Origin of the sequence: Neobacillus sp. D3-1R (genome assembly GCF_052180215.1) — a bacterium.
GTDB lineage: Bacteria > Bacillota > Bacilli > Bacillales > Cytobacillaceae > Pseudoneobacillus.
Genome location: NZ_CP197471.1, coordinates 406,241 through 426,413, shown reverse-complemented (window position 1 = coordinate 426,413; position 20,173 = coordinate 406,241). Strand labels below are relative to the sequence as shown.

Below are 20,173 nucleotides of genomic sequence, written 5' to 3'. Positions count from 1 at the left end.
CATATGCCGCAGTCTTCTTTTTCTGTTATTTACCCAGTCTTTTAATCATTCTTTTCGCAAGTAATACATCAATGGTTCTTTGTACATCTTTCAAAATGACATCCCACTTTGCATTTAATTCATCACTTAATCCAATATGAAACGTTAACTTAAAAGGTTCAATTCCAATTAAATATCCCTCAATCGACTCTTTCTGCTGATACAACTCTTGGAACAAATGAAGATTATGCGGTGATATATGTAGAGGCTGAGATTCATGCAGTTCCTCTAAGGAAAAAACAGATAACTCACCGGGATCCTTTCCCGAAAGAACCGCATCCACAATCATAACAAATGTCGCTCCATCTATTAATTCTAGACAATAATCTATATCTGATTCTCCTACTAAATAAAAAATGTTCGGTGCGGAAGGATGTTTACCCAACTCATTAACCAAATAAATCCCAATCCCATCATCCATCATTAATTGGTTTCCAATACCTAGAACAATTATCCTTTCCATTAGAACACCTTAATCGTTTTCACTTGTTTTCCTGGACTGTAGACATGAGTGGCACATGACATACAAGGGTCGAATGATCTTAGGATTCTTCCAATTTCTGCAGGTTTATCCGGATTCTCTATTGGAGTTCCTATTAAAGCTTCCTCTGCAGGACCTCTATAACCATTGTTATCTCGTGTAGAAAAGTCCCAAGTGGAAGGAGTAATAATTTGATAAAATGAAATTTTTTTCTCATGAATTTTCAGCCAATGACCAAGAGCTCCTCTCGTCGTATCCACTAATCCTCTTCCAGATGCTGATTCCGGTAGCTCCCATTTTTTCTGGACATCGACACCCGGAATGATTTGTTTCAATAGTGTTTTCATGATTTGGGCTATTTTTTTCGTTTCTAATGCTCTGGCAATAGTTCTATCCATTGCAGAAATTCCATTGTCATATTCTCCACTTAAAATTAATCTGGCTAATGGCCCCACTTCAAAAGGAAGGTTATCGTATCTTGCAGCTTTTACCCAGGAATAAGCTTTTGTTTTATCCATATCCGGTTCTGCAACAACCTCCTCAGGCTTATACGAATTTTCATTTGCTTTGTACCAGGAATAATCAATTTTTTCCTGTATTTTATTTTCATCAAATGGCTCCGGACCGGAGTCTATTTTTGAAATAAGAGGGTCTACATATAGGGTGCCTAAATCTTGATAATGGTTAAAGGAACCATACGTCATAAGGTTTCCATAGCCACCACCAAGGCGAAAGTAATCTGGATAATAATGAGCAATATCGTACACATCTGGAATCATTTTTTCATCGATAAAAACAATGATTTTGTCTAAAAGCGAATCCAAATGAACGACTTTTTCTGCAGTGGCTTGAGTGGTGATCCCACCGATAAAAACGCCGTGATTATGCGGAGCCTTTCCTCCTAAAACAGCGAGCATTTGATGAGCAGATCGGCTAATCCCGAGGGAATCAAAAAAATGTTTTGAGATTCGGTCATTAATCGATTGGGGTAATCTAAAATCTTCATGATCTGATTGAAAAAGAGGGTTTTGTTCAATTTTTACAAAGTCAGGGACTGTATATTGATAGAAATGTCGAATGTGGTTCTGTAAAAACTCACAGCAATGAATGATGTCTCTTAAATATCTGCCTTGCTCTGATGGAACAACCTTTAGCGCATCCTCTAAGGCTAAGGATGAAGCCATTGAGTGGGCAGAAGAGCAAATCCCACATATTCTTTGCGTAAAATAAACAGCATCAAATGGGCTTCTCCCCACTAACATTTGCTCAAAACCGCGAAATAAATTTCCTTTTGTTTTGGCATCTACCACTTTATGATTCTCCACCAGCACATCAATTTCCATAAAACCGCTTATTCGTGTTAACGGATTGATGATGATACGTTTACTCATTTTTCACCACCCTCGTTGTGTCATAACTGATGAACGGGGCCATTGCATCAGGAAAACCAAACTGTGCACAACCAATACATGGCGTATCATCCCCGATTGGCCAATTCACATGCCCGTTCCACTGCCTTGTTGGACAATCGATTCTTGTAACAGGCCCACGGCAACCGAGCTTAAACAAACAAGTTTTGTCGCCTAATTTTTCAGCAAAAATGCCACGATCAAAAAATGGCCTCCTCGGACAACGGTCATGTATAAGAGTGCTATAAAACATAAGTGGACGACTTAAATTATCCGTTTCAGGTTCCCCATATAATAAAAGATGGGCTAGCGTTCCTATAAACCAATCAGGATGAACAGGACATCCCGGAAGCATAATCATTTTTTTTGAAGGAAGAACTTGATTTAACCCTACTGATTCAGAAGGATTTGGCTTCGCCGCTGACACCCCGCCATGTGTTGCACAGGCACCCACAGCTAAAATATGTGTGGCTTTTTCACCAAACATCTTTGCTGCCTCGAGACCAGTAAGAGGTTTTCCCTTCCAGCTTCCGATTACATTGTATAATCCATTATTTTTTAAAGCGACAGCACCTTCCACCGCTAAAATATAATCTTCATCCAATGAATTCATCAGCTGTTCTATTGCACTCTCACCTTCTGCCGCCATTAAACTATTGCTATAACGAAGGTTAACCATGGAATTTAATAGATACTCAAAGTCAGGGTTCTGTCCGTTTAAAAATGAAATAATATTTCCAGAACAACCGTTTAACTCTAAGTAAACAAGATTCTTTTTTTTAACAAGTCCTTTATCAAGACTCTTAAGCACTGTATTCGTTAATCTTGCCGCAATCGCTTCATTCGTCAAAGGCTCTGGAGGTAATACAGGTTGTTTTGTCATGAAGCCAGCCTCCCCACAATTGGTAATGTAGCCAAAATCGATTGTTGTCCCGCATGGCATGAAGCAAATTCCTTTGTATAATCCTTCCCTGCTGTTAAGGCAAAATGTGTGGCTGCTGCCCAGGCACGATTATTTGTCACATCATAAACAATTCCATTGACCGCTACATAAGCAGGACTACCATTTTTGCCATTATAGGTTGCTAACTCCTCTAACGTAAAAATACGTTGATTCGATTGTGGAGGTGATTGATTAGGTAAAGGTGTGATAGCTGGTTGAATATGGTTATTCGATGGTAGTGATTGGTTATTCCCGACTGGTAATGGTATTGGTGAATTATGGGTACTTGATGGCACGGAAATAGGTGCTTGTGCAGCTAAATACGGTTGATTGGACTTCACTTGGTTTGCAAGCAATTCACTTAGAAAATGAATAGATGATATTCCGTCCCATAATCGTTGAAGTATTTGTTGTTTCATCGCTTGATCATTTAGAGTAGAAAGCATATAAATATCCTGTCGTGCTTGAGTAACAAGGTGATTAAGCTGAAGCCTAAGCAATTCGATGTTATACATGACGTCCTCTCCTTCAGGCAGATTCACCATATCCTATGCATTTGTCTACATAAGATTAACAAATTCTTGGCAAAAGCATCCCTGAAAGACGAAGTAGCCGTCTTGTCGTACCTACAGGAGTTTTTAAAAGTAGTTTTCCATGTGAGTCATTACATGAGTCGACATGACCTATCACGCTAGCAGCCTTGCCTAATTCGTTTTTCTTAAGGATGTGAAGAGCTTTCTGTTGATCCTTGGAATCGATAATGATTAGTACTTTCCCTTCATTTGCAAGATAAAGAGGCTCATACCCCAAAATATCACACGCCCCTTGAACTTCATGACGAATAGGAATAAAGGCCTCGTCTATTACAGCGGTAAAATGAAAGTCTTCACATAATTCAACTAATGTTGTGGCTAACCCTCCCCGAGTTGGATCTCTCATTAACCGAATTCCGTCTATTTCTTCCATTAACTCTTTTATTAAGTGGTTTAATGAATGACAATCACTCTTAACATCCGTAAACACTCCTAATTCTTTTCTAGCACTAAGGATGGAAACGCCATGGTCCCCAATTGTACCACTAACGATGATGCAATCTCCCTCTTGTATCGCCTCCGGATGAAGCCTATTCTTTTCTTCCATTATCCCTATCCCCGTTGTATTAATAAACAGCCCATCAATACTGCCTTTTTCAACTACCTTTGTATCACCTGCAATAATTTTCACTCCAGCTTTATCAGCTTCCAATGCCATACTTTTAACAATTTCTTTCAATTCTAATAGTTTAAATCCCTCTTCAATAATAAACCCTGCTGTAATAAACTGAGGTATAGCCCCACTAACAGCTAAATCATTGACAGTCCCCGTAATAGCTAGCTTTCCTATATTTCCTCCTGGAAAAAAAATCGGTTTTACCACATAGCTATCTGTTGTTACCGCAAGTGTCTGAAAAGGACCTGTCAGAACGGCTGAGTCAAAATGAGTATGTTCGTTATGCCCAAAGGCTTCTATAAAAACATCCTGTATGAGTTGGTGGGTTAACTCCCCACCTTCCCCGTGGGCAAGGCTAATTCGTTGATTCAAAGTTATCCCTCCCTCATGTAGCGATAATGTGCAGCACACGTCCCCTCAGTCGATACCATACATGGACCTATTGGATTGACAGGAGTACAGCCTTTATTAAACAAAACGCACTCTTCTGGAGTAATTAATCCCCTGATAATTTCCCCACATCGACATTTCGTTTTTCTTGGCTCACCAATTGAAACCTTAAACCTTTTTTTCGCATCAAATTGGGCATATTTTTCTTTTAAAACTAATCCGCTTTTCGGAATAGCACTCATACCACGCCATTCCTCATCAAAAGGTTCTAAATATTCCTTTAGTAAGCTTTGAGCAACTAGATTCCCTTCATTTGTAACGACAAATGTATAGTCGTTAATAATTTCTGCCTTATTTTCTAAAAGCAGCTGTAATATTTTATAAATACTGCTAAGTAATTGAACAGGTTCAAAACCAGTGATGATTCCAGGAAGATGATAATCCTCTACTAAATATTGATAACTATTACTGCCCAACACAATGGAAACATGACCCGGCAAAAGAAAGCCATCCAGTTTTACCTCACCTGAATCAAGAAGGGCTCTTATAACAGGCTCTACTAATTTGGTTGTCATCCAAACGGAATAGTTCGTTAATTTCTTCCTCTCTGCCTCTCGTACAGCCAAAGCAAGTATGGGAATCGTTGTTTCGAAACCTATCCCTAAAAAAATAACTTCCTTATTAGGATTTTCTTCTGCTATTTTGACACTATCTAACGGGGAATAGACCACTCGAATATCTCTTCCGTCCGTTTTCGCTTTCATCAATGTGTACTTCGAACCGGGTACACGCATCATATCACCAAAGGTACAAAGGATTCTGTTCTCCCCTTCGGATAATTGAATCATCGCATCAATTGATTTTTGGTCAGTCACACAAACCGGGCAACCTGGTCCTGCAATTAACTGGACATGACCTTTTAATCTAGTTTTTATTCCCGTTTTAGCCAATGCCATCGTATGCGAGCCACAGACCTCCATTAAAACAGGTAATCTACCGTACTTTTCTTTAAATTGAATAGCTAATTGAATAACAGCATCGACTGACCGTTGGGCTAATCCAGAATCAGAATAAAGGTCCATGACTTCCATCTAATACATTCCTCCATTCTTCTATACTCTCTCTAGCAAACTGTTCATCTACAATCGTCATGGCCTGCCCTGCATGCAGTAATACGTAGTCATCAACCTTCACTTCTGGGACAAAAATAATCCCCACATACATTCTAGATCCCATTACATCTACCAAAGCTCTTTCCTCTTCCATTTCAACCACCTTAGCTGGAACTCCTAAGCACAAATGTTGTCACATCCTTTGACTTTTGGCTTGTTAATCTTTTAAATAGGACGCGATGACGATTTGCCCTAAAGACAAACCGCCATCATGGCACGGAACTTGTTGATGTGTATAAACAGTAAATCCCTCATCCTGAAGACGTTTTTGAAGCTTTGCTGCTAGGAAAACATTTTGAAAAGATCCACCTGAGAGCACGACCTTTTTATGAAAATCCGGGTTATTTTTTACAAGGGTAAGGAGCATTTCAACAATGCTTGCAAGAATGGTATGATGAAACTTACGGATCATTTTAATAAGGGGCTCATGAGAAAATCGTTCTTGAAGGATTTGTTCTATCATTTGAGATAAATCGAGTAGCTGTTGCTGTTGATTATCATCCATTTTTATCTGATAATCATATATTTCATCTAGGATTTCATCGTATTGAAGGTTCATATAATCAGACAACTTTATAGCTGCCTCGCCTTCATAAGTTGAAATGAAACAAACTCCTAAAATAGCACTTACAGCATCGAATAATCGACCACATGTACCTGCTAAAGGTGTATTAATTTGATTTGCAATCATTTTTTCTATCAATTCAATTTCCTTCGACTTCTCCGGAAAAAGTTTAATGGCTATTTCCTTACCATCATGCGGCCAGTAATGAAGCAGCATTCCAACCGCATTTCTCCACGGCTCTCTAACAGCTTTTTCTCCGCCTGGAAGGGGGGTATATTGTAAATGTCCAAGCCGCTTAAACGATTGTGCATTTCCATACAAAAATTCAAATCCCCATATATGGCCATCATCTCCATAACCTGTACCATCTAAGATGATTCCAAAACACGGCTCTTCTAGTCCATTATCTACCATACAAGAGACATGATGAGCGTGGTGATGCTGAACGAAGACTTTCTTTTTATCGGTAAAGTTAACCATGGCGTTTGCTTCATATAGGGGGTGCTTATCAATAGCTATATACTCCTCCTCAACGCCCATCCATTCCTTAAAATGTTGAAGTTGTTTTAGAAAAGAATCCTTCATTTCTTCACTTTCTAAATCACCTATATGGGGGCTCATCATAATTTGATTTCGTTTTCCAATAGCAAAGGTATTTTTTTGATTTCCACCATAGGCCAAAATCCTATCTACATTGGCTTTGGTTTGAATCGGCTCAGGAACATACCCTCTGGCTCTTCGTAAAAATAGATATTTATTTTCATAGCATTGAACAACGGAATCATCTATCGGTTGATAAATTTTTCGATTATGAGTCAAAAAATAAACAGACATCTCCCTAAGATGTTCATGAAATTCATCCGTATATGGAATGGGAAAACCAGAAGGATTCGCACTCGTCATGACTAAGCAATCCAAGTCAGACTCCTCAATGATTAAATGATGTAACGGCGTGTATGGCAGCATGACTCCAAGAGTAGATAAACCCGGAGATAAATTCTCCGGCAAACCACATTCCTTTCGTCTTTTTAAAACAACGATTGGCATTTCAGGACTTGTGAGGATTTCTTCCTCCCTATCGTTCACAAAACAAATTTTTTTAGCAACCTGTAAAGACTTTACCATAATGGCAAATGGCTTTTGCGGTCGCTTCTTTTTCTGCCTTAGCAGTTCGACCACACACCAATTATAGGCATTGCAGGCTAAATGGTAACCGCCTAAACCTTTGATAGCGACAATATTTCCTTGTTTTATTAGACGGCCCACATTATTGATAGCTTTATTATTCTGTGCTACTATTTCCCCGCGATGATTTTGAAGTGTAATGGTTGGACCGCATTCCGGGCAGCAAATCGGTTGCGCATGATGTCTTCGATTGGATTGGTCTTGATATTCCTCCTTACAAGCAGGGCACATAGGAAATTCATGCATCGAAGTTTGGGGCCGATCATAGGGCAAGTTTTTGATAATGGTATAACGCGGTCCGCATTGTGTACAGTTTGTAAATGGATAGTGAAAACGTCTATTTGCGTTGTCTGTTATTTCCTCTAAACATTTCTCACAAATAGCAGCATCTGCTGCTATCCATGGAAGGGAGTCGCCCTTTACCACACTTCCCACAATTGAAAATTCTTTATAGTTACCATTGGGGACTTGATTAATGAGCATATCATTAATTTTTGCCAAGTTGGGGGGCTTCCTCTTTATTTCGTCCAGCATACTTTGTAAATCACTTTCTTCCCCTTCGGCTATAATGGTCACCCTATCAACATTGTTTTGTACAGTTCCAGTTAGGTTATATTTTTGAGCAAGAGAATAGATAAATGGTCGAAAACCGACTCCTTGTATCTTTCCAGTCACAATAATTTCTAATGCTTTATACATCGCTGATAACTATCCTTTATCCAATTAATCCATTTCTCCATACCATCCCCCGTTCGTGCTGAAAGAGCCATTAGTTGAGCTTGGGGGTTAATTGCCATTAAATCGTTTTGGGCTTCGTCTAAATAAAATGATACATAGGGAAGAAGATCTATTTTATTAATAATCGTGACATCCGATCGCTTAAACATCACTGGATACTTTGGGATTTTATCATTACCTTCAGGGACACTTAACACCACTACCTTATAATTCTGTCCTAAATCATAGCCAGCTGGACAAACTAAGTTTCCGATATTTTCTATGAAAAGAATATCCATTGTTTGAAAGTCAAATTCTGGTATTGTTTTGGCTATCATTCTTGCATCGAGATGACAACCTCCCACTGTATTAATTTGAACCGTTTTGATTCCTAATGAACGTAATCGTTCCGCATCTCGTTCTGTGGCTAAATCCCCTTCAATAACACCTATGGTAAATTCATCCGCTAAAGCCTTTACTGTTTCCTCCAATAAAGTCGTTTTACCAGCACCAGGAGAACTCATTAAGTTGATGACAAGTATCTTATTTTTTTTAAAAACTTCTCGATTAAATTCAGCAGCCAAGTTTTGGTCCTTTAAAACATCTTCCTGAAGCTTAATCTTCACCCTCACCACTTCCTTCATAAGATTCAACCCTAAAGGCTTCACCCGAAATGAGTTTACAGCTCGGTTGATTACACTTGGGACAAAGAGCCATTTGATAGTCAGGTTCAAATTCGAAATCACAGGCTAAACATTTTGATTTTGCCATTTCACGAAATAGTTGTAACTTTGTATTTTCATCTATCAGGTCTAATCCTTCTTTTTGAAAATAGAAAAATGCCAGCTCTAAAGCATCGGGAAGTACATTGGAGAAATCCCCCACAATAACTTCTATTTGTTTAACTTTTACAAATCCTCTTATTCTAGCATCCTCACATATACGAGTAATAATCTCATACATAAGAGACATTTCATGCACACGAACACCTTCTTACTATTATCCTTCGTAAATTTTATGCATGTTTCTTTTAAAAAGAACTTTATAAAAAAGCACTTCCCATTTTGATGAGAAGTGCTTTTCACACTAAACCACTAAAAAATAACTTCCAAATAATATAGCAATCACAATGATAAAAATACTTAGAGTAATGATATATTTTTTGGAGGCCGTAAAGGTTTGGGTATTAATCGTAGTAATTTTGATTAAATAAACAACGGTTGCCATGATGATCGTAATAATTCCTAGAGCAACTGAAGCAATACCAATCATATTAGCTAGAAAATCTCCAATTGGAGAAAGCGTAGCCTTCATATTAAAATGCAAATTGGTTACTAAAAATCCAACCCCAATTATAGCAATGGCAGTCCGAATCCAAGCTAAATATGTACGCTCATTGGCTAAGTGCTGTTGAATATACTTTGAGTCAATCGTAGGTTTAACTTCTTCAACTTTTACTTTTTTATTATTCATTTTCCACGCTCCCCGGTAAGTAAGAAGCTTGCTGACGAATTCCTCTTTTACTATTCGCCCTTAAAAACCATTTTAATTTTAATCTTCTTCTCAACCTATTATAATCCAATTTCCATATAGTTAAAAAGGGAACCCTGAATGGGTTCCCTTTTTAATTGAGTTTTTATTCTGCGTGGTGAACCGCACAACGGTTTGGTCCGATTTCTAATTCCATCATCTTATCATTGTCAACTTGATCTACACCACGATTGATCGCAACAATTTCTTCAAAGTTTGGCGGCTTAACAGAGCTTGCAGATTTTTCAACTTGATTTAGGAATTCTTCTTTAGGAGTCGTAAACATTTTTTCATTGCGAGTTCTAATATTTCCTAAAGAGTCTCCAATAAATCCGTTAGAGTTGATTTCAGAATCTAGGTCAGCATAGTGACCAGGTAGTACAATGACGTCATCAGCAATTTCGGAAACTTTATTATGAACAGTATCATATAAATCATTTGCCCATTCACGAACTTTATTACCAAGGTCAGGTCGACCTAAACCACTAATAAAAATCGTATCACCTGAGAAAAGAAGCTTATTATTTACGAAAAATGAAACACTTCCAGGAGTATGTCCAGGTGTTTTAACAGCTAATACTTCAAGTTGCACTTGCTTAAATTCAATCTTTTCATAGTTCTCTAAAGCCTCAAAGTTGAAGACAGCACCTTCACTCTTCATTAGGTAATACTTTGCACCTGTTTTTTCAGCAAGCGTATGGCCACCTGAGATGTGATCAGCGTGTAAATGAGAATCTACGATATGAGTGATTTTCGCACCTTCCTCTTCAGCCGCTTTTACATAATCATCTACAAAACGTGCAGGGTCGACAATCAATGCTTCGTTGTCTGACACTACCATGTATGATAAACATCCTTTACCAACTCGAATGAATTGGAACACCTTAACATCTTTATCTTCATAAACCTTTACTTTTTCTAAATGCTCGCTCCATGCTTGCATTCCATTATCCAATGAATAAAGATTTTCAAACCCAGCTTCTTCTAGCATTTCTGCGACAAATACTGAAGATCCACCTTTTGCACAAATAACAACTACATCCTGATCCTTTGGAATCTTATCTGCAATCGGCTCAATCCCATCAATTAGTTCAAAGTATGGGACATTTAAGTAGCTAAAATTTTCTCCTTCTACCTTCCAATCCTTAAAGTCGCTTTCATTACGGACATCTAGAATAAATAAGTTTTCTTTGTTTAAGACTTTCTCAGATAATTGTTCTGCTTTCATTAATTCAACTGCCATTCTCAATTACCCCCTATGGTATAATTTTATTTAAAAAAATATATTGTATTTTAATTTTAAAATTATCTTAATAAGCTTAACTCCCTTAACACATTTACTATAATATACCCCGTTAGGTATATTGTCAACATGTTAATGTTATATATTTTTAAATAAAAAAGACAAGACGATTTTATTTTATCGTCTTTGTCTTTTTATAAGCTTTCCTATTTTCTATTCAATACTATCTGTTAATCCCTTCATCATATCCTTATCCATTGGTCCCACTATTTTTTTACGAATAATCCCATTGGAATCAATAATATAACTAGTCGGAATGGTAAAAGCTTGATAGGTTTGTCCAACTTCACCAGGACTATCTAACAGTACCGGAAAAGTTAACCCATAGTCTTTAATAAACTTTCCAATATCATCTTGATTTTTTTCAGCCGTTGTTAAATTAACTGCTACGATTTCGATTCCATTATCTTTTTGTTCACTATAGAACTCCTGCATATGCGGCATCTCTGCTTTACAAGGCGGACACCATGTAGCCCAAAAATTTAAGATCACTTTTTTACCGGCCATATCAGATAATTTCATTTCTTTACCATCTAATGTTTGCAGCTGAAAATCTGGAGCCTTATTTCCTTCTTGTATTCCTATATCAGCATTTATATTTCCTGTCGTTGCAACTGAGTCTTTTTCTGTTTGTTCCACTTTTGATGACCCTGTTTTAGATGTAGTAAAATCATAGATTCCCCATCCAACAAGAACTACTAATCCTATAATAACGAGCAAATTTTTCTTCAATATCATTTTTCACTCCTTTAAATAAGAGAGACACACTACGTTATCCATCATTTAGTAAAATTCCCACTTATTATGGAAACATCCATCTTATTTTGTTATTTTGGTTAAAAACCTCTTCTAACTTTCCATCTAAGCATTAAATAAAAAAGAATGGAGGCTAAAGATCCCACTATTAGATGGAGTAACTCGTTTTCTTCTTGGAAGAATAGATATAAAAAATGGTAACTTCCAGTCACGATTAAACCAAAAATGATTAATATTCTTATCATCATAGTTCTTGAAATCAGTTTTCTTGCGTGATAAATGAAATACAGGATCGTAATGAGGATGGCGACCACAAGTCCTTTTTCTCCTCCTGTAAAATACAATAAAGAAAAAGGACTCTTTATTATTAATTTTGGTTCTAGTAGAATTAAACTCCCTTTCCACACTAAAAAAAAGATAAAAATACCATTTGATAATAAATCAAAGATTTTTTTACTTAAATCTTTTTTTAGAGATCGATTTAGCCAAATTTTCATAAAGACGATTCCAATCACAAAGGCTAGCCCAAGAAGGACCCATTTGACTAATATTGCGAAAGAACCTATTTGTAAGACGTTCATCACAACCCCCATTTCTACCAGAACTTCGATTATTACGTAAGATTGATTACTTCTGCGGATTCATTAATTTCAATTGATCCAATAACAGATTGAATCATGCCACAATTTTTAATCGTTACTTGTAGGGCTTTTTCCACTTGATCAATAGATAAGTTTTTTCCTTCTACAATAAACAAGAAATCAATTTTAGTAATTTTATTTGCTTCTAATTTATTTCTTTCAACATTTGCTTTTATTCTTATGTTACTTACATCCAAACGTTTTTTATCCAGTATTTTTCTAAAAACCCCACCACTACATCCAACTAATGATGAGATAAACAGTTCTACTGGTTTAAATCCCAATGAGGAATCAGGAGAAATGAACAATTCCTCAAAGTTAGTATTTAAGCTAAATGCTCCTTCTTTTAATTCATATTCAAACATCATTACATACCTCCCTATGTCATCATACTTTATACTGACATGAAATTATTAAGCTTTGATTAAGAAAACTTAATAAATATAAAGAAAAGATATGTAATTACCCATACGGGTATAATAGTATTAAAAATAAAAATGGATGTCAACCCAGAGAAATGATAGGAGAATGTATCGAAAAATAAACAATTAATAAAAGCGGTCACTGTTAGTAAGTGACCGCTTTATTCCTCTTTATTATTATTATAAAAAATCATACGGGTGGATATGGAATATAGTATCTCAATGGATAAGGTACTGTCCTTAACCAAGGTATATAATTCACTGGGTTTACTGTAATTGCATATTTAAACATATTGTTCATCATCGAATCCATTCCCATAAATGAAATCGTCATTACCATGTACATTGCCTTAATCGTATTGAATTGAGAAAGCTCTGTTACATACACAATTCGGTTGGCCATTTCCCCAATTTGCCCTTCCGTCCATAAAATACGGTCTGCCATAAATCCGATTTGATTCTCTGTATAAAGAACTCCATTTAATGATTGAGTATAGGTATCAGCACCAGATTGACCCACATAAACAATCGCATTGCTCATTGCCAAAGCAATCACCTCCCTTAATTAGAATACGGGGAGGCGTAATAATGGGAACTAGTTTAAAAGAGATTTTATAAATCCAAAAGGAGAGGCTTTCCCTCTCCTTACTTTGCTAACTCTTTTGGCAATGTTTTTAAAAATGACATCATGAGTGTCAATGCTTCACGTGTATCCTTTTGGGTAACAGCCTTCATTAATTGCATGGAAGTTAGCGGTTCTTTCCCTTGGGTTTCCTGTTGTGCTTTATGGAAAGCTGTTAGCATTCCTTCAACTAAGTCCAATGCTCCAAGCTGCACCATGGTATCTGCGATTTCAACACCCTTAACGGCTTTTTCAACCATATCTGTTACCATTGGACCCGTCATACCTTGCTTCATACTTGAAACTAAATCAGCCAATTGCAGTAAGGATTTTAATACCCCAGATTCTTCTAATCGCTTAACTTCTAGTAGAGTGCGTTCAAGACTTTCCGCTACCTCTGGTAAGGCTTTTAATAATGAAAGAGTTTCTGGTTGGAGAATATCATCGGCCATCTCAACCATTTTAACCCCTTTTTCTGCCATGTTGGACACCATTTCACCTGTAATTCCTTTTAAGGCAGCATCGGCAAAGTCTTTTATTTTGTCTTGCTTAACAGCATCAATATGAGGTGTTTCTAAAGTCATTTAAACCCACCCCCTTCTATAAAATCCCTTTAGCATTTAACCAGTAAAGCTCATTGTAGACCGCTTTAAACCAATGAAGCAATTCTGATGTTGTGGCAGGCTGTGGTGGGTTTTGATAATCAAACGTAATCATGCTTGCATCATCTAGACTATTTTCAAGGAAGCATGCTACTTTCCCAATATAAACAGCCGTTTCGGGACGTCCACTTATACGACTAATGATGTTCGCAACTAGTGATTCAGATTGATAGTGTGCTGTGGAACCCGCTTTGCTGATCGGAAGATTCGTTGCATCTCCTATGACGTAGATATCATCTTGACCAATCATTTTTAGAGATGTACGGTTTGTTGGAATAAATCCCGATTCATCACCTATACCAGAATCAATTACCGCTTTTGCTCCTGTGTGAGCAGGAATGGTGATCAGCATATCATATTCATGCTCCTGCCCGTCCATCGTGATAGCTACTTTCCTATTAGGATCTACTTCTTCTAAATTAAAGAAAGTCTCGTATTTTATATCTCTCTTCTCAAACTCTGGCAATGCCCATTCCGCAACAGGTACTAGGGAATGGATTCTGCCAATTGGATAAGCATATTTAATTTCAATATCCTTCCGTTTCCCTTGCTTTCTAAAATAATCATCCAACATCAATGCAAGTTCTAAAGGTGCAGCCGGACATTTGTGTGGAACATCAATGGTAATCATAATTTTACCTTTATCTATTTTCGCCAGATCTTCACGTAGTCGTTCTGCCCCTTCAAGGGTATAGAAATTATGAGTTCCTTCTTTTAGTCCTGGAACACTATCAAAATCAGGATGTGAACCTGTCGCAATAACTAAATAATCATACGGATACTGTACCTTGTTAGAGGCTACCATTTTCTTCTCAGGACTAATTTTTTCAATATCATCATAAACAAGGTTAACATGCCTATGAACAAGGGAATCCTGTTTTCTAATAAAATGTTCAGAAGGCTTTTCGTTAAAAGCAATAAATAGATAACCTGGTTGGTAAATATGTTTATCTGTATTTGAGATTAATGTAATTTCCACTTCACGTTTCTTTATTTGTTCACCTAGTTGGCGAGCAAGCTTGTTTGCGACCATCGTTCCAGCACTGCCGCCACCAAGGACTACGATTTTTTTCATATGTTTACACCTCTTTAGCAGATATGTTCTGCTTAAAATTATTTGACTTTTCTTACTGCAATTCTAAATTCGTCATTTTCGTTCTTAGTGTAAACAATCTCGTGACCCATTTTATTAACCCATTCAGGAATATCCACAGCAGACCCTTTATCAGTGGAAATGACTTCAATCACATCCCCAACAGTACCTTTTTTTATTCCTTTTACAAGCTCCATTAACGGCCCAGGACAAAAGACGCCTCTAGCATCGATTGATTTAGTTAAAATAACTTCACTCATTTTTCCTACCTCCAGTTTGTGAAAAATATGTTATAGTGGAACTAAGGATTTTAGCTAGGAAGAGGAAATAGATACAATGGCCTGCACGCCGTATCCTTCCTCTCCCTTTTCTTCTTTACATCGTAATAACGGTTGCACCTTGTGTCATACCTAGGAACTTCGTTACACCAATCACATCATCAAAAACATCAATCATATCTTCTTTTTCCCAACCCATGATATCCATAGCTAATGCACATCCATAAATGTTTAATTCCCCAGTATCCTTGCCTTCTTTTAACAAGTCATCAAATAAAGGAATCTTCTTGGCTAACAATTCCTTACCAATTGTGCCTGTCACAAAGTCAGCACTTTCAAAATTATCTTTTTTGAATGGTTTAAGTGCATTCATCGTTACAAATACATTTACAGTCATACCGGACATGGATGCTACAGAGCCTACAAGGGAGCCTGCATGAAGTTTTTCAAGATCCTCTGATAACAGAATAATAGCTAATGATGGTGCTTGCTGTTCCATAATTAATTTCCTCCTAGATAGAGAATAATTTATCTTACGGTTTCATTATACCTATACCCCCATAACTATGTCTGTTACTGTAATGTGAACGTTCCGTAGCCAAATGGTGACAAGACAAGCTTTAAACAGTATTAAACATAAAAAAGAGCCGGTTTGAATCACCGACTCCTCACATTACTTTTGTATTATTCTACTGGTTTTTGAGCGACTAGCTGGATGACATGGGAAAGTCCATTATGTCCTTCCCCTTCATGCCGAACCACTTCTCCCATAAAAAAGTGAATCATTTTCCAATCAGAGAACACTTTTAAAAAATCTTCAGGGGAATATAAAAAGGCTTGATCACGAGGACCTCCACTTTCGTATGGCAACTGGAAAATAGAATAAACCTCTGTTATGTAATGACCTCCAGGTTTAACTGCTTTTTTTACATTATCTAATGTTTTTTCCCGTAGTTCCTTTGGAAAATGGCCAAAAATACAAACGATTTGATCCCATTTATTTTCATCCCATGGGGCTTGATTTAGATCCACAAGTTCCGTCTTTACTTCCACACCCTTTTCTTGGGCTAGTTTTCTCGTTTTCGCTAAGCCGCTTTCAGCATAATCCCAAGTTGTTACATTCATCCCTTGTTGAGCTAAGAAAACAGCATTTCTTCCTTCACCTTCAGCGATAGCTAGGGCATTACCCTTATTTAAAGATAGCTTAGTATAGATATCCTTTAAAAAGACATTTGGCTCTTTTCCATAAACAAAATTTTCTGTTTGAAAACGAGCATCCCATTGATTCATTCCTTTTCTCCCCTTATTTTTTCTTCATTCTTATATTTCCCTAAATATTAAATTTAACCCTTCCTCACCTATCACAAAAAAATAGAGGCTATTGCTAGCCTCTTAAAAATAACCTTATTTTGCTATCTATAATCGAATGACAGTAAATTGTCCACCACCGAATAAAGTTTTAGTAAAATCAATCTTAACATGATCAAAATAAACTTTATCTCTCTCATTTACTAAAAACTGTACTCCATCTATTTCTGTCACTTCATCACTTTCTAAAGCTGACTCTTCCAGAGCCAGACGAAGCTGCGGACCACCTCAGCCAATTCCCATAGTTAAGCGGATAAAAGGCTGTTTTCCTTCGTCAATAAGCTCTTGAACTTCTCTTTTAACGGATGAAATGGCAGCATGTGTTACTTTTACCATCATCATTCCTCCCAATCTTAGATATCCTTTAAAAATGAACAAATAAATCGGCTGAGACAGCTTCATTTAATACCCATTTTATGGGCACCTGTTCCGCTGGATAAAGGAAATTAGGCTCATTTTTCATATCTAAATCGACAGCAAATAATTGAACCCCCATCTCGACAGCCAAATCAAGAAGTTCATGAATAGATGGTGCGTTAAAATCATTTAATGCATTGGAAAGGTATTCGAGTCCATCTGAAGGAATCGGAATATAGTTTTTATCTAAAATATTTACACCTTTACGGGAAAAAGCTAAAAAAACCTCTGCCCCAGATGAAGCTGCCCCTACCGCAATATTCAATGGTGGATAAACAGATTCTAATTCATCATGAAGGGCAAGAACAACCACTTTTCTTGGTTTCATTTAGGATGCCCCCTTTCAGAAGCTTAATACAGCATCTGCTTCATAGGCTAATTCTAAAAATGTAACAACACCAGCTAATTCCGCTCCGTCAATCAATTCTAATCCATCGGCAATTAAGACATTCATTTGACATCCATATAATTTTATACCTGCATTTAATGCAGAGTTGATTAATAAACCAAGGTCAATGCTATGGGTTCTATCCATTTTTTTAAGATAACGTTGGTCCAAGACTCTTGCTCCATCTAAATCAAAGAAAATAGAAACTTCCATATTCTCTTTTACTTTTTGAAGAGCATCTTTTAACACATAGGGTACATTTGAACTTAACGAAACAAAATAAACAAACTTCTTGTTCGCCATTTTACGTCCCTACTTTCTTTACTTTTCTTATAAAATATCCATCCATGTCTTTACTGCAGTAATAAAAATTAATGTTCCCATTATGACTTGAAGAACTTTTGTATTCATTTTTTTACCAACATTTGCTCCAATCGGTGATGCGATTAAACTAGCAACAACCATAATTAATGAAGGCAGTATTTCTACCTGTCCTGTTGAGACTTTTCCTGTTATCGCTCCGATTGAGGATATAAGTGTAATGGCAAGTGATGAAGCAATCGTCATTCTTGTAGGAATTTTTAACACAGTAAGCATAATTGGCACCAAAAGGAATGCTCCTCCAGCACCTACAATACCAGCCCCAATTCCTACGATAAAGGCTAATACTGCTCCAAGCCATTTGTTAAATTTCACCTGTTCTAAAGGAATATCATCAATTCCCTTTCTAGGCACAAACATCATCACAACAGCTATTAATGCCAAGACTCCATACACAATATTGATACCACTTTCAGGCATATGTGTAGAGCCAAATCCCCCAATAAAACTTCCTAATAAAATACTAATTCCCATATAGGCGATTAGCTTTTTATTTAAATAGCCACCTTTACGATAGGCCCAAACACCACCAATTGTCGCAAAGAAAACCTGTACAGCTGTAATTCCTGACACTTCGTGTGCTGTAAAATGTCCTACACCAAGTAAAACTGGTATATATAATAACATTGGGAAATTGATAATGGCTCCGCCAATTCCTAACATTCCTGATATAAAAGAACCTACAACACCAATGAAGAAAACGGTAATAATAAACGCTATATCCATCATGATGCCTCCTTAAAAAAAGGGAACCCTTCTCCGGCTCCCTTTTTATTTTTAACCCTTCTTAATCCAAAACTTTAATACATTATCTTCTTCTTCATGCTTTACTAATTCATGACCACCTGATTTTGCCCAAGCAGCTAAATCATTTTTTGCTCCTTTATCTGTTGCATGGATTTCTAATACTTGACCACTTTCAAGCTCATTCATTGCTTTTTTTGTTTTTACGATTGGCATTGGACAAGCAAGTCCTTTTGCGTCTAATACTTTATTTGCTTCCATTTTTTCTTCCTCCTATTAATTAAACTTATCGAACCGCACAACGGTTTGGTCCAATTTCCATTTCACGTTGTTTTTCTGTGTCAGGATTCATTTTACCCATATTGGTTTCACGAATTTCTTGATAGGCGTTGGGTTGAGGTGGTAAATTTTCGGTTACCATTTTTCTAAACTCATTTTCATCTGCAATGTTTAAACCGTGATTCTTCACGAATAATGTTCCCAATCTTTCTGATACACTGCCGTCTTCATTTAATTCATCAATGATCATAAAGTGAGCAGGAAGAACTACTAAGTCCTCTGATAATTCTCTGTAACGCTTATAAAGACTCTCTCTTAAATCGCTAACCCAATCTTGAGCTAAACCAGCTAAATCTGGTCTTCCGATTGAATCGATGAAGAGGATGTCTCCAGAAAGTAAATACTTTTCATCCACAACAAAGGATGTAGATCCAATTGTATGACCTGGAGAATATAAAGCGTGTATATTGATTTTAGTGTGACCAATTACTACATCATTTCCGCCTTCTAACGGTTGGTACTCAAATGTTACTTCCGTTGCGTCCTTAGGAGGTAACCAGTAAGTCGCATTTGTTTTTTCAGCAATAACACGTCCGCCAGAAATGTGGTCAGCATGTAAGTGTGTATCAAATACATGTGTAATTTTAGCACCGATACTGTCAGCAAAGTCAGTATAGACATCTGTCATACGAGTGGAGTCAATAATAGCAGCTTCTCCATTCGAAACGACCATGTATGATAAGCAGCCTTTACCGATACGTACAAACTGATAGAGTTCTCCACCATCGGTTAAATCTCCAACTTTAACTGGCTCTAGATGTTCGCTCCAAGCCTTCATTCCTCCAGCAAGATACGATACATTTAATCCAGCATCAGAAAGCATTTCTGCTACCATAATAGATGATCCTTCTTTTGCACATACAACTAAAATTTCTTTATCTGTTGGAAGTTGATCCATGATCTCTTCCACACCGTCAAGTAACTCAAAATAAGGGATATTTAAATATTGAAAGTTTTCGCCTTCAATTTTCCAATCATTAAAGTCCGATTCGTTACGTACATCAAAAATAAATAATGGTTCTTTATTAAAGACTTTTTGTGTCACTTCTTTAGATGTCATAGCTTTAACAGTCATCCTCTTACCCCCATTAGTATATTTTAATTGAAAAAAAATTTAAT

26 protein-coding genes are annotated in these 20,173 nt (G+C 36.9%); all 26 read right to left on the bottom strand.

Annotation, left to right across the window (positions count from 1 at the left end; genetic code table 11):
- Positions 1-25: 25 nt before the first annotated feature.
- The 26 genes from ACSBPO_RS02100 to ACSBPO_RS01975 all read right to left on the bottom strand — a co-directional run bounded on the left by ACSBPO_RS02100 (position 26) and on the right by ACSBPO_RS01975 (position 20,129).
- On the bottom strand, positions 26-502 hold the full coding sequence (locus tag ACSBPO_RS02100) for a hydrogenase maturation protease (protein WP_442598308.1): 477 nt from the start codon (positions 500-502) through the stop codon (positions 26-28).
- Positions 502-1,911: a nickel-dependent hydrogenase large subunit gene (locus ACSBPO_RS02095; protein WP_442598306.1), complete on the bottom strand. Its 1,410-nt coding sequence runs from the start codon at positions 1,909-1,911 to the stop codon at positions 502-504. Before ACSBPO_RS02095 ends, ACSBPO_RS02100 begins: the two co-directional genes overlap by 1 nt.
- Positions 1,904-2,812 carry a hydrogenase small subunit gene (locus ACSBPO_RS02090; RefSeq protein WP_442598304.1) on the bottom strand — a complete coding sequence of 303 codons (909 nt, stop codon included), beginning with the start codon at positions 2,810-2,812 and terminating at the stop codon, positions 1,904-1,906. Before ACSBPO_RS02090 ends, ACSBPO_RS02095 begins: the two co-directional genes overlap by 8 nt.
- Positions 2,809-3,387, bottom strand: a complete 579-nt coding sequence (locus ACSBPO_RS02085; RefSeq protein WP_442598302.1) for a cytochrome b5 domain-containing protein — start codon at positions 3,385-3,387, stop codon at positions 2,809-2,811. The genes ACSBPO_RS02090 and ACSBPO_RS02085 overlap by 4 nt, the downstream gene beginning before the upstream one ends.
- A 55-nt stretch (positions 3,388-3,442) precedes the next feature.
- The gene (gene hypE, locus ACSBPO_RS02080; protein WP_442598300.1) at positions 3,443-4,453 is read right to left on the bottom strand and encodes a hydrogenase expression/formation protein HypE; all 1,011 of its coding nucleotides are present in this window, start codon (positions 4,451-4,453) and stop codon (positions 3,443-3,445) included.
- Between the two features lie 2 nt (positions 4,454-4,455).
- Positions 4,456-5,562: a hydrogenase formation protein HypD gene (hypD, locus tag ACSBPO_RS02075; protein WP_442598298.1), complete on the bottom strand. Its 1,107-nt coding sequence runs from the start codon at positions 5,560-5,562 to the stop codon at positions 4,456-4,458.
- Positions 5,537-5,770, bottom strand: a complete 234-nt coding sequence (locus tag ACSBPO_RS02070; protein WP_442598296.1) for a HypC/HybG/HupF family hydrogenase formation chaperone — start codon at positions 5,768-5,770, stop codon at positions 5,537-5,539. Before ACSBPO_RS02070 ends, hypD begins: the two co-directional genes overlap by 26 nt.
- 30 nt (positions 5,771-5,800) lie before the next feature.
- Positions 5,801-8,092, bottom strand: a complete 2,292-nt coding sequence (gene hypF / locus ACSBPO_RS02065) for a carbamoyltransferase HypF (protein ID WP_442598294.1) — start codon at positions 8,090-8,092, stop codon at positions 5,801-5,803.
- The gene (gene hypB / locus ACSBPO_RS02060) at positions 8,077-8,736 is read right to left on the bottom strand and encodes a hydrogenase nickel incorporation protein HypB (RefSeq protein ID WP_442598292.1); all 660 of its coding nucleotides are present in this window, start codon (positions 8,734-8,736) and stop codon (positions 8,077-8,079) included. The genes hypF and hypB overlap by 16 nt, the downstream gene beginning before the upstream one ends.
- Positions 8,726-9,082, bottom strand: coding sequence for a hydrogenase maturation nickel metallochaperone HypA/HybF (locus ACSBPO_RS02055; RefSeq protein ID WP_442600291.1), 357 nt, complete (start codon positions 9,080-9,082; stop codon positions 8,726-8,728). The genes hypB and ACSBPO_RS02055 overlap by 11 nt, the downstream gene beginning before the upstream one ends.
- Before the next feature lie 114 nt (positions 9,083-9,196).
- Positions 9,197-9,583, bottom strand: coding sequence for a YidH family protein (locus tag ACSBPO_RS02050; protein WP_442598290.1), 387 nt, complete (start codon positions 9,581-9,583; stop codon positions 9,197-9,199).
- A gap of 163 nt (positions 9,584-9,746) precedes the next feature.
- Complete coding sequence (locus ACSBPO_RS02045; protein WP_442598288.1) at positions 9,747-10,883, bottom strand: MBL fold metallo-hydrolase; 1,137 nt, start codon at positions 10,881-10,883, stop codon at positions 9,747-9,749.
- A gap of 213 nt (positions 10,884-11,096) precedes the next feature.
- Positions 11,097-11,681: a peroxiredoxin family protein gene (locus ACSBPO_RS02040; protein ID WP_442598286.1), complete on the bottom strand. Its 585-nt coding sequence runs from the start codon at positions 11,679-11,681 to the stop codon at positions 11,097-11,099.
- 98 nt (positions 11,682-11,779) lie between these two features.
- A complete protein-coding gene (locus ACSBPO_RS02035; protein ID WP_442598284.1) occupies positions 11,780-12,280 on the bottom strand; it encodes a hypothetical protein in 501 nt (166 codons plus the stop codon).
- A gap of 32 nt (positions 12,281-12,312) precedes the next feature.
- Positions 12,313-12,708 (bottom strand): OsmC family protein, encoded by a 396-nt coding sequence (locus tag ACSBPO_RS02030; RefSeq protein WP_442598282.1) that lies wholly within the window; start codon positions 12,706-12,708, stop codon positions 12,313-12,315.
- Between the two features lie 244 nt (positions 12,709-12,952).
- A complete protein-coding gene (locus tag ACSBPO_RS02025) occupies positions 12,953-13,309 on the bottom strand; it encodes a hypothetical protein (RefSeq protein ID WP_442598280.1) in 357 nt (118 codons plus the stop codon).
- A 98-nt stretch (positions 13,310-13,407) separates the two neighbouring features.
- Positions 13,408-13,968 carry a DUF1641 domain-containing protein gene (locus tag ACSBPO_RS02020; protein ID WP_442598278.1) on the bottom strand — a complete coding sequence of 187 codons (561 nt, stop codon included), beginning with the start codon at positions 13,966-13,968 and terminating at the stop codon, positions 13,408-13,410.
- A 16-nt stretch (positions 13,969-13,984) separates the two neighbouring features.
- Positions 13,985-15,121 carry an NAD(P)/FAD-dependent oxidoreductase gene (locus tag ACSBPO_RS02015; RefSeq protein WP_442598276.1) on the bottom strand — a complete coding sequence of 379 codons (1,137 nt, stop codon included), beginning with the start codon at positions 15,119-15,121 and terminating at the stop codon, positions 13,985-13,987.
- Positions 15,122-15,159: 38 nt separating this feature from the next.
- Positions 15,160-15,399: a sulfurtransferase TusA family protein gene (locus ACSBPO_RS02010; protein ID WP_442598274.1), complete on the bottom strand. Its 240-nt coding sequence runs from the start codon at positions 15,397-15,399 to the stop codon at positions 15,160-15,162.
- 115 nt (positions 15,400-15,514) lie between these two features.
- Positions 15,515-15,916 (bottom strand): DsrE/DsrF/DrsH-like family protein, encoded by a 402-nt coding sequence (locus ACSBPO_RS02005; RefSeq protein ID WP_442598272.1) that lies wholly within the window; start codon positions 15,914-15,916, stop codon positions 15,515-15,517.
- A 185-nt stretch (positions 15,917-16,101) separates the two neighbouring features.
- Complete coding sequence (locus ACSBPO_RS02000) at positions 16,102-16,707, bottom strand: class I SAM-dependent methyltransferase (protein WP_442598270.1); 606 nt, start codon at positions 16,705-16,707, stop codon at positions 16,102-16,104.
- Between the two features lie 442 nt (positions 16,708-17,149).
- Positions 17,150-17,530, bottom strand: a complete 381-nt coding sequence (locus tag ACSBPO_RS01995) for a peroxiredoxin family protein (RefSeq protein WP_442598268.1) — start codon at positions 17,528-17,530, stop codon at positions 17,150-17,152.
- A 15-nt stretch (positions 17,531-17,545) separates the two neighbouring features.
- On the bottom strand, positions 17,546-17,893 hold the full coding sequence (locus ACSBPO_RS01990; RefSeq protein ID WP_442598266.1) for a DsrE/DsrF/DrsH-like family protein: 348 nt from the start codon (positions 17,891-17,893) through the stop codon (positions 17,546-17,548).
- Positions 17,894-17,920: 27 nt separating this feature from the next.
- Positions 17,921-18,697 carry a sulfite exporter TauE/SafE family protein gene (locus ACSBPO_RS01985; RefSeq protein WP_442600290.1) on the bottom strand — a complete coding sequence of 259 codons (777 nt, stop codon included), beginning with the start codon at positions 18,695-18,697 and terminating at the stop codon, positions 17,921-17,923.
- A 51-nt stretch (positions 18,698-18,748) separates the two neighbouring features.
- A complete protein-coding gene (locus tag ACSBPO_RS01980) occupies positions 18,749-18,976 on the bottom strand; it encodes a sulfurtransferase TusA family protein (protein ID WP_442598264.1) in 228 nt (75 codons plus the stop codon).
- 25 nt (positions 18,977-19,001) lie between these two features.
- Positions 19,002-20,129 carry an MBL fold metallo-hydrolase gene (locus ACSBPO_RS01975; protein WP_442598262.1) on the bottom strand — a complete coding sequence of 376 codons (1,128 nt, stop codon included), beginning with the start codon at positions 20,127-20,129 and terminating at the stop codon, positions 19,002-19,004.
- Positions 20,130-20,173 lie beyond the last annotated feature (44 nt).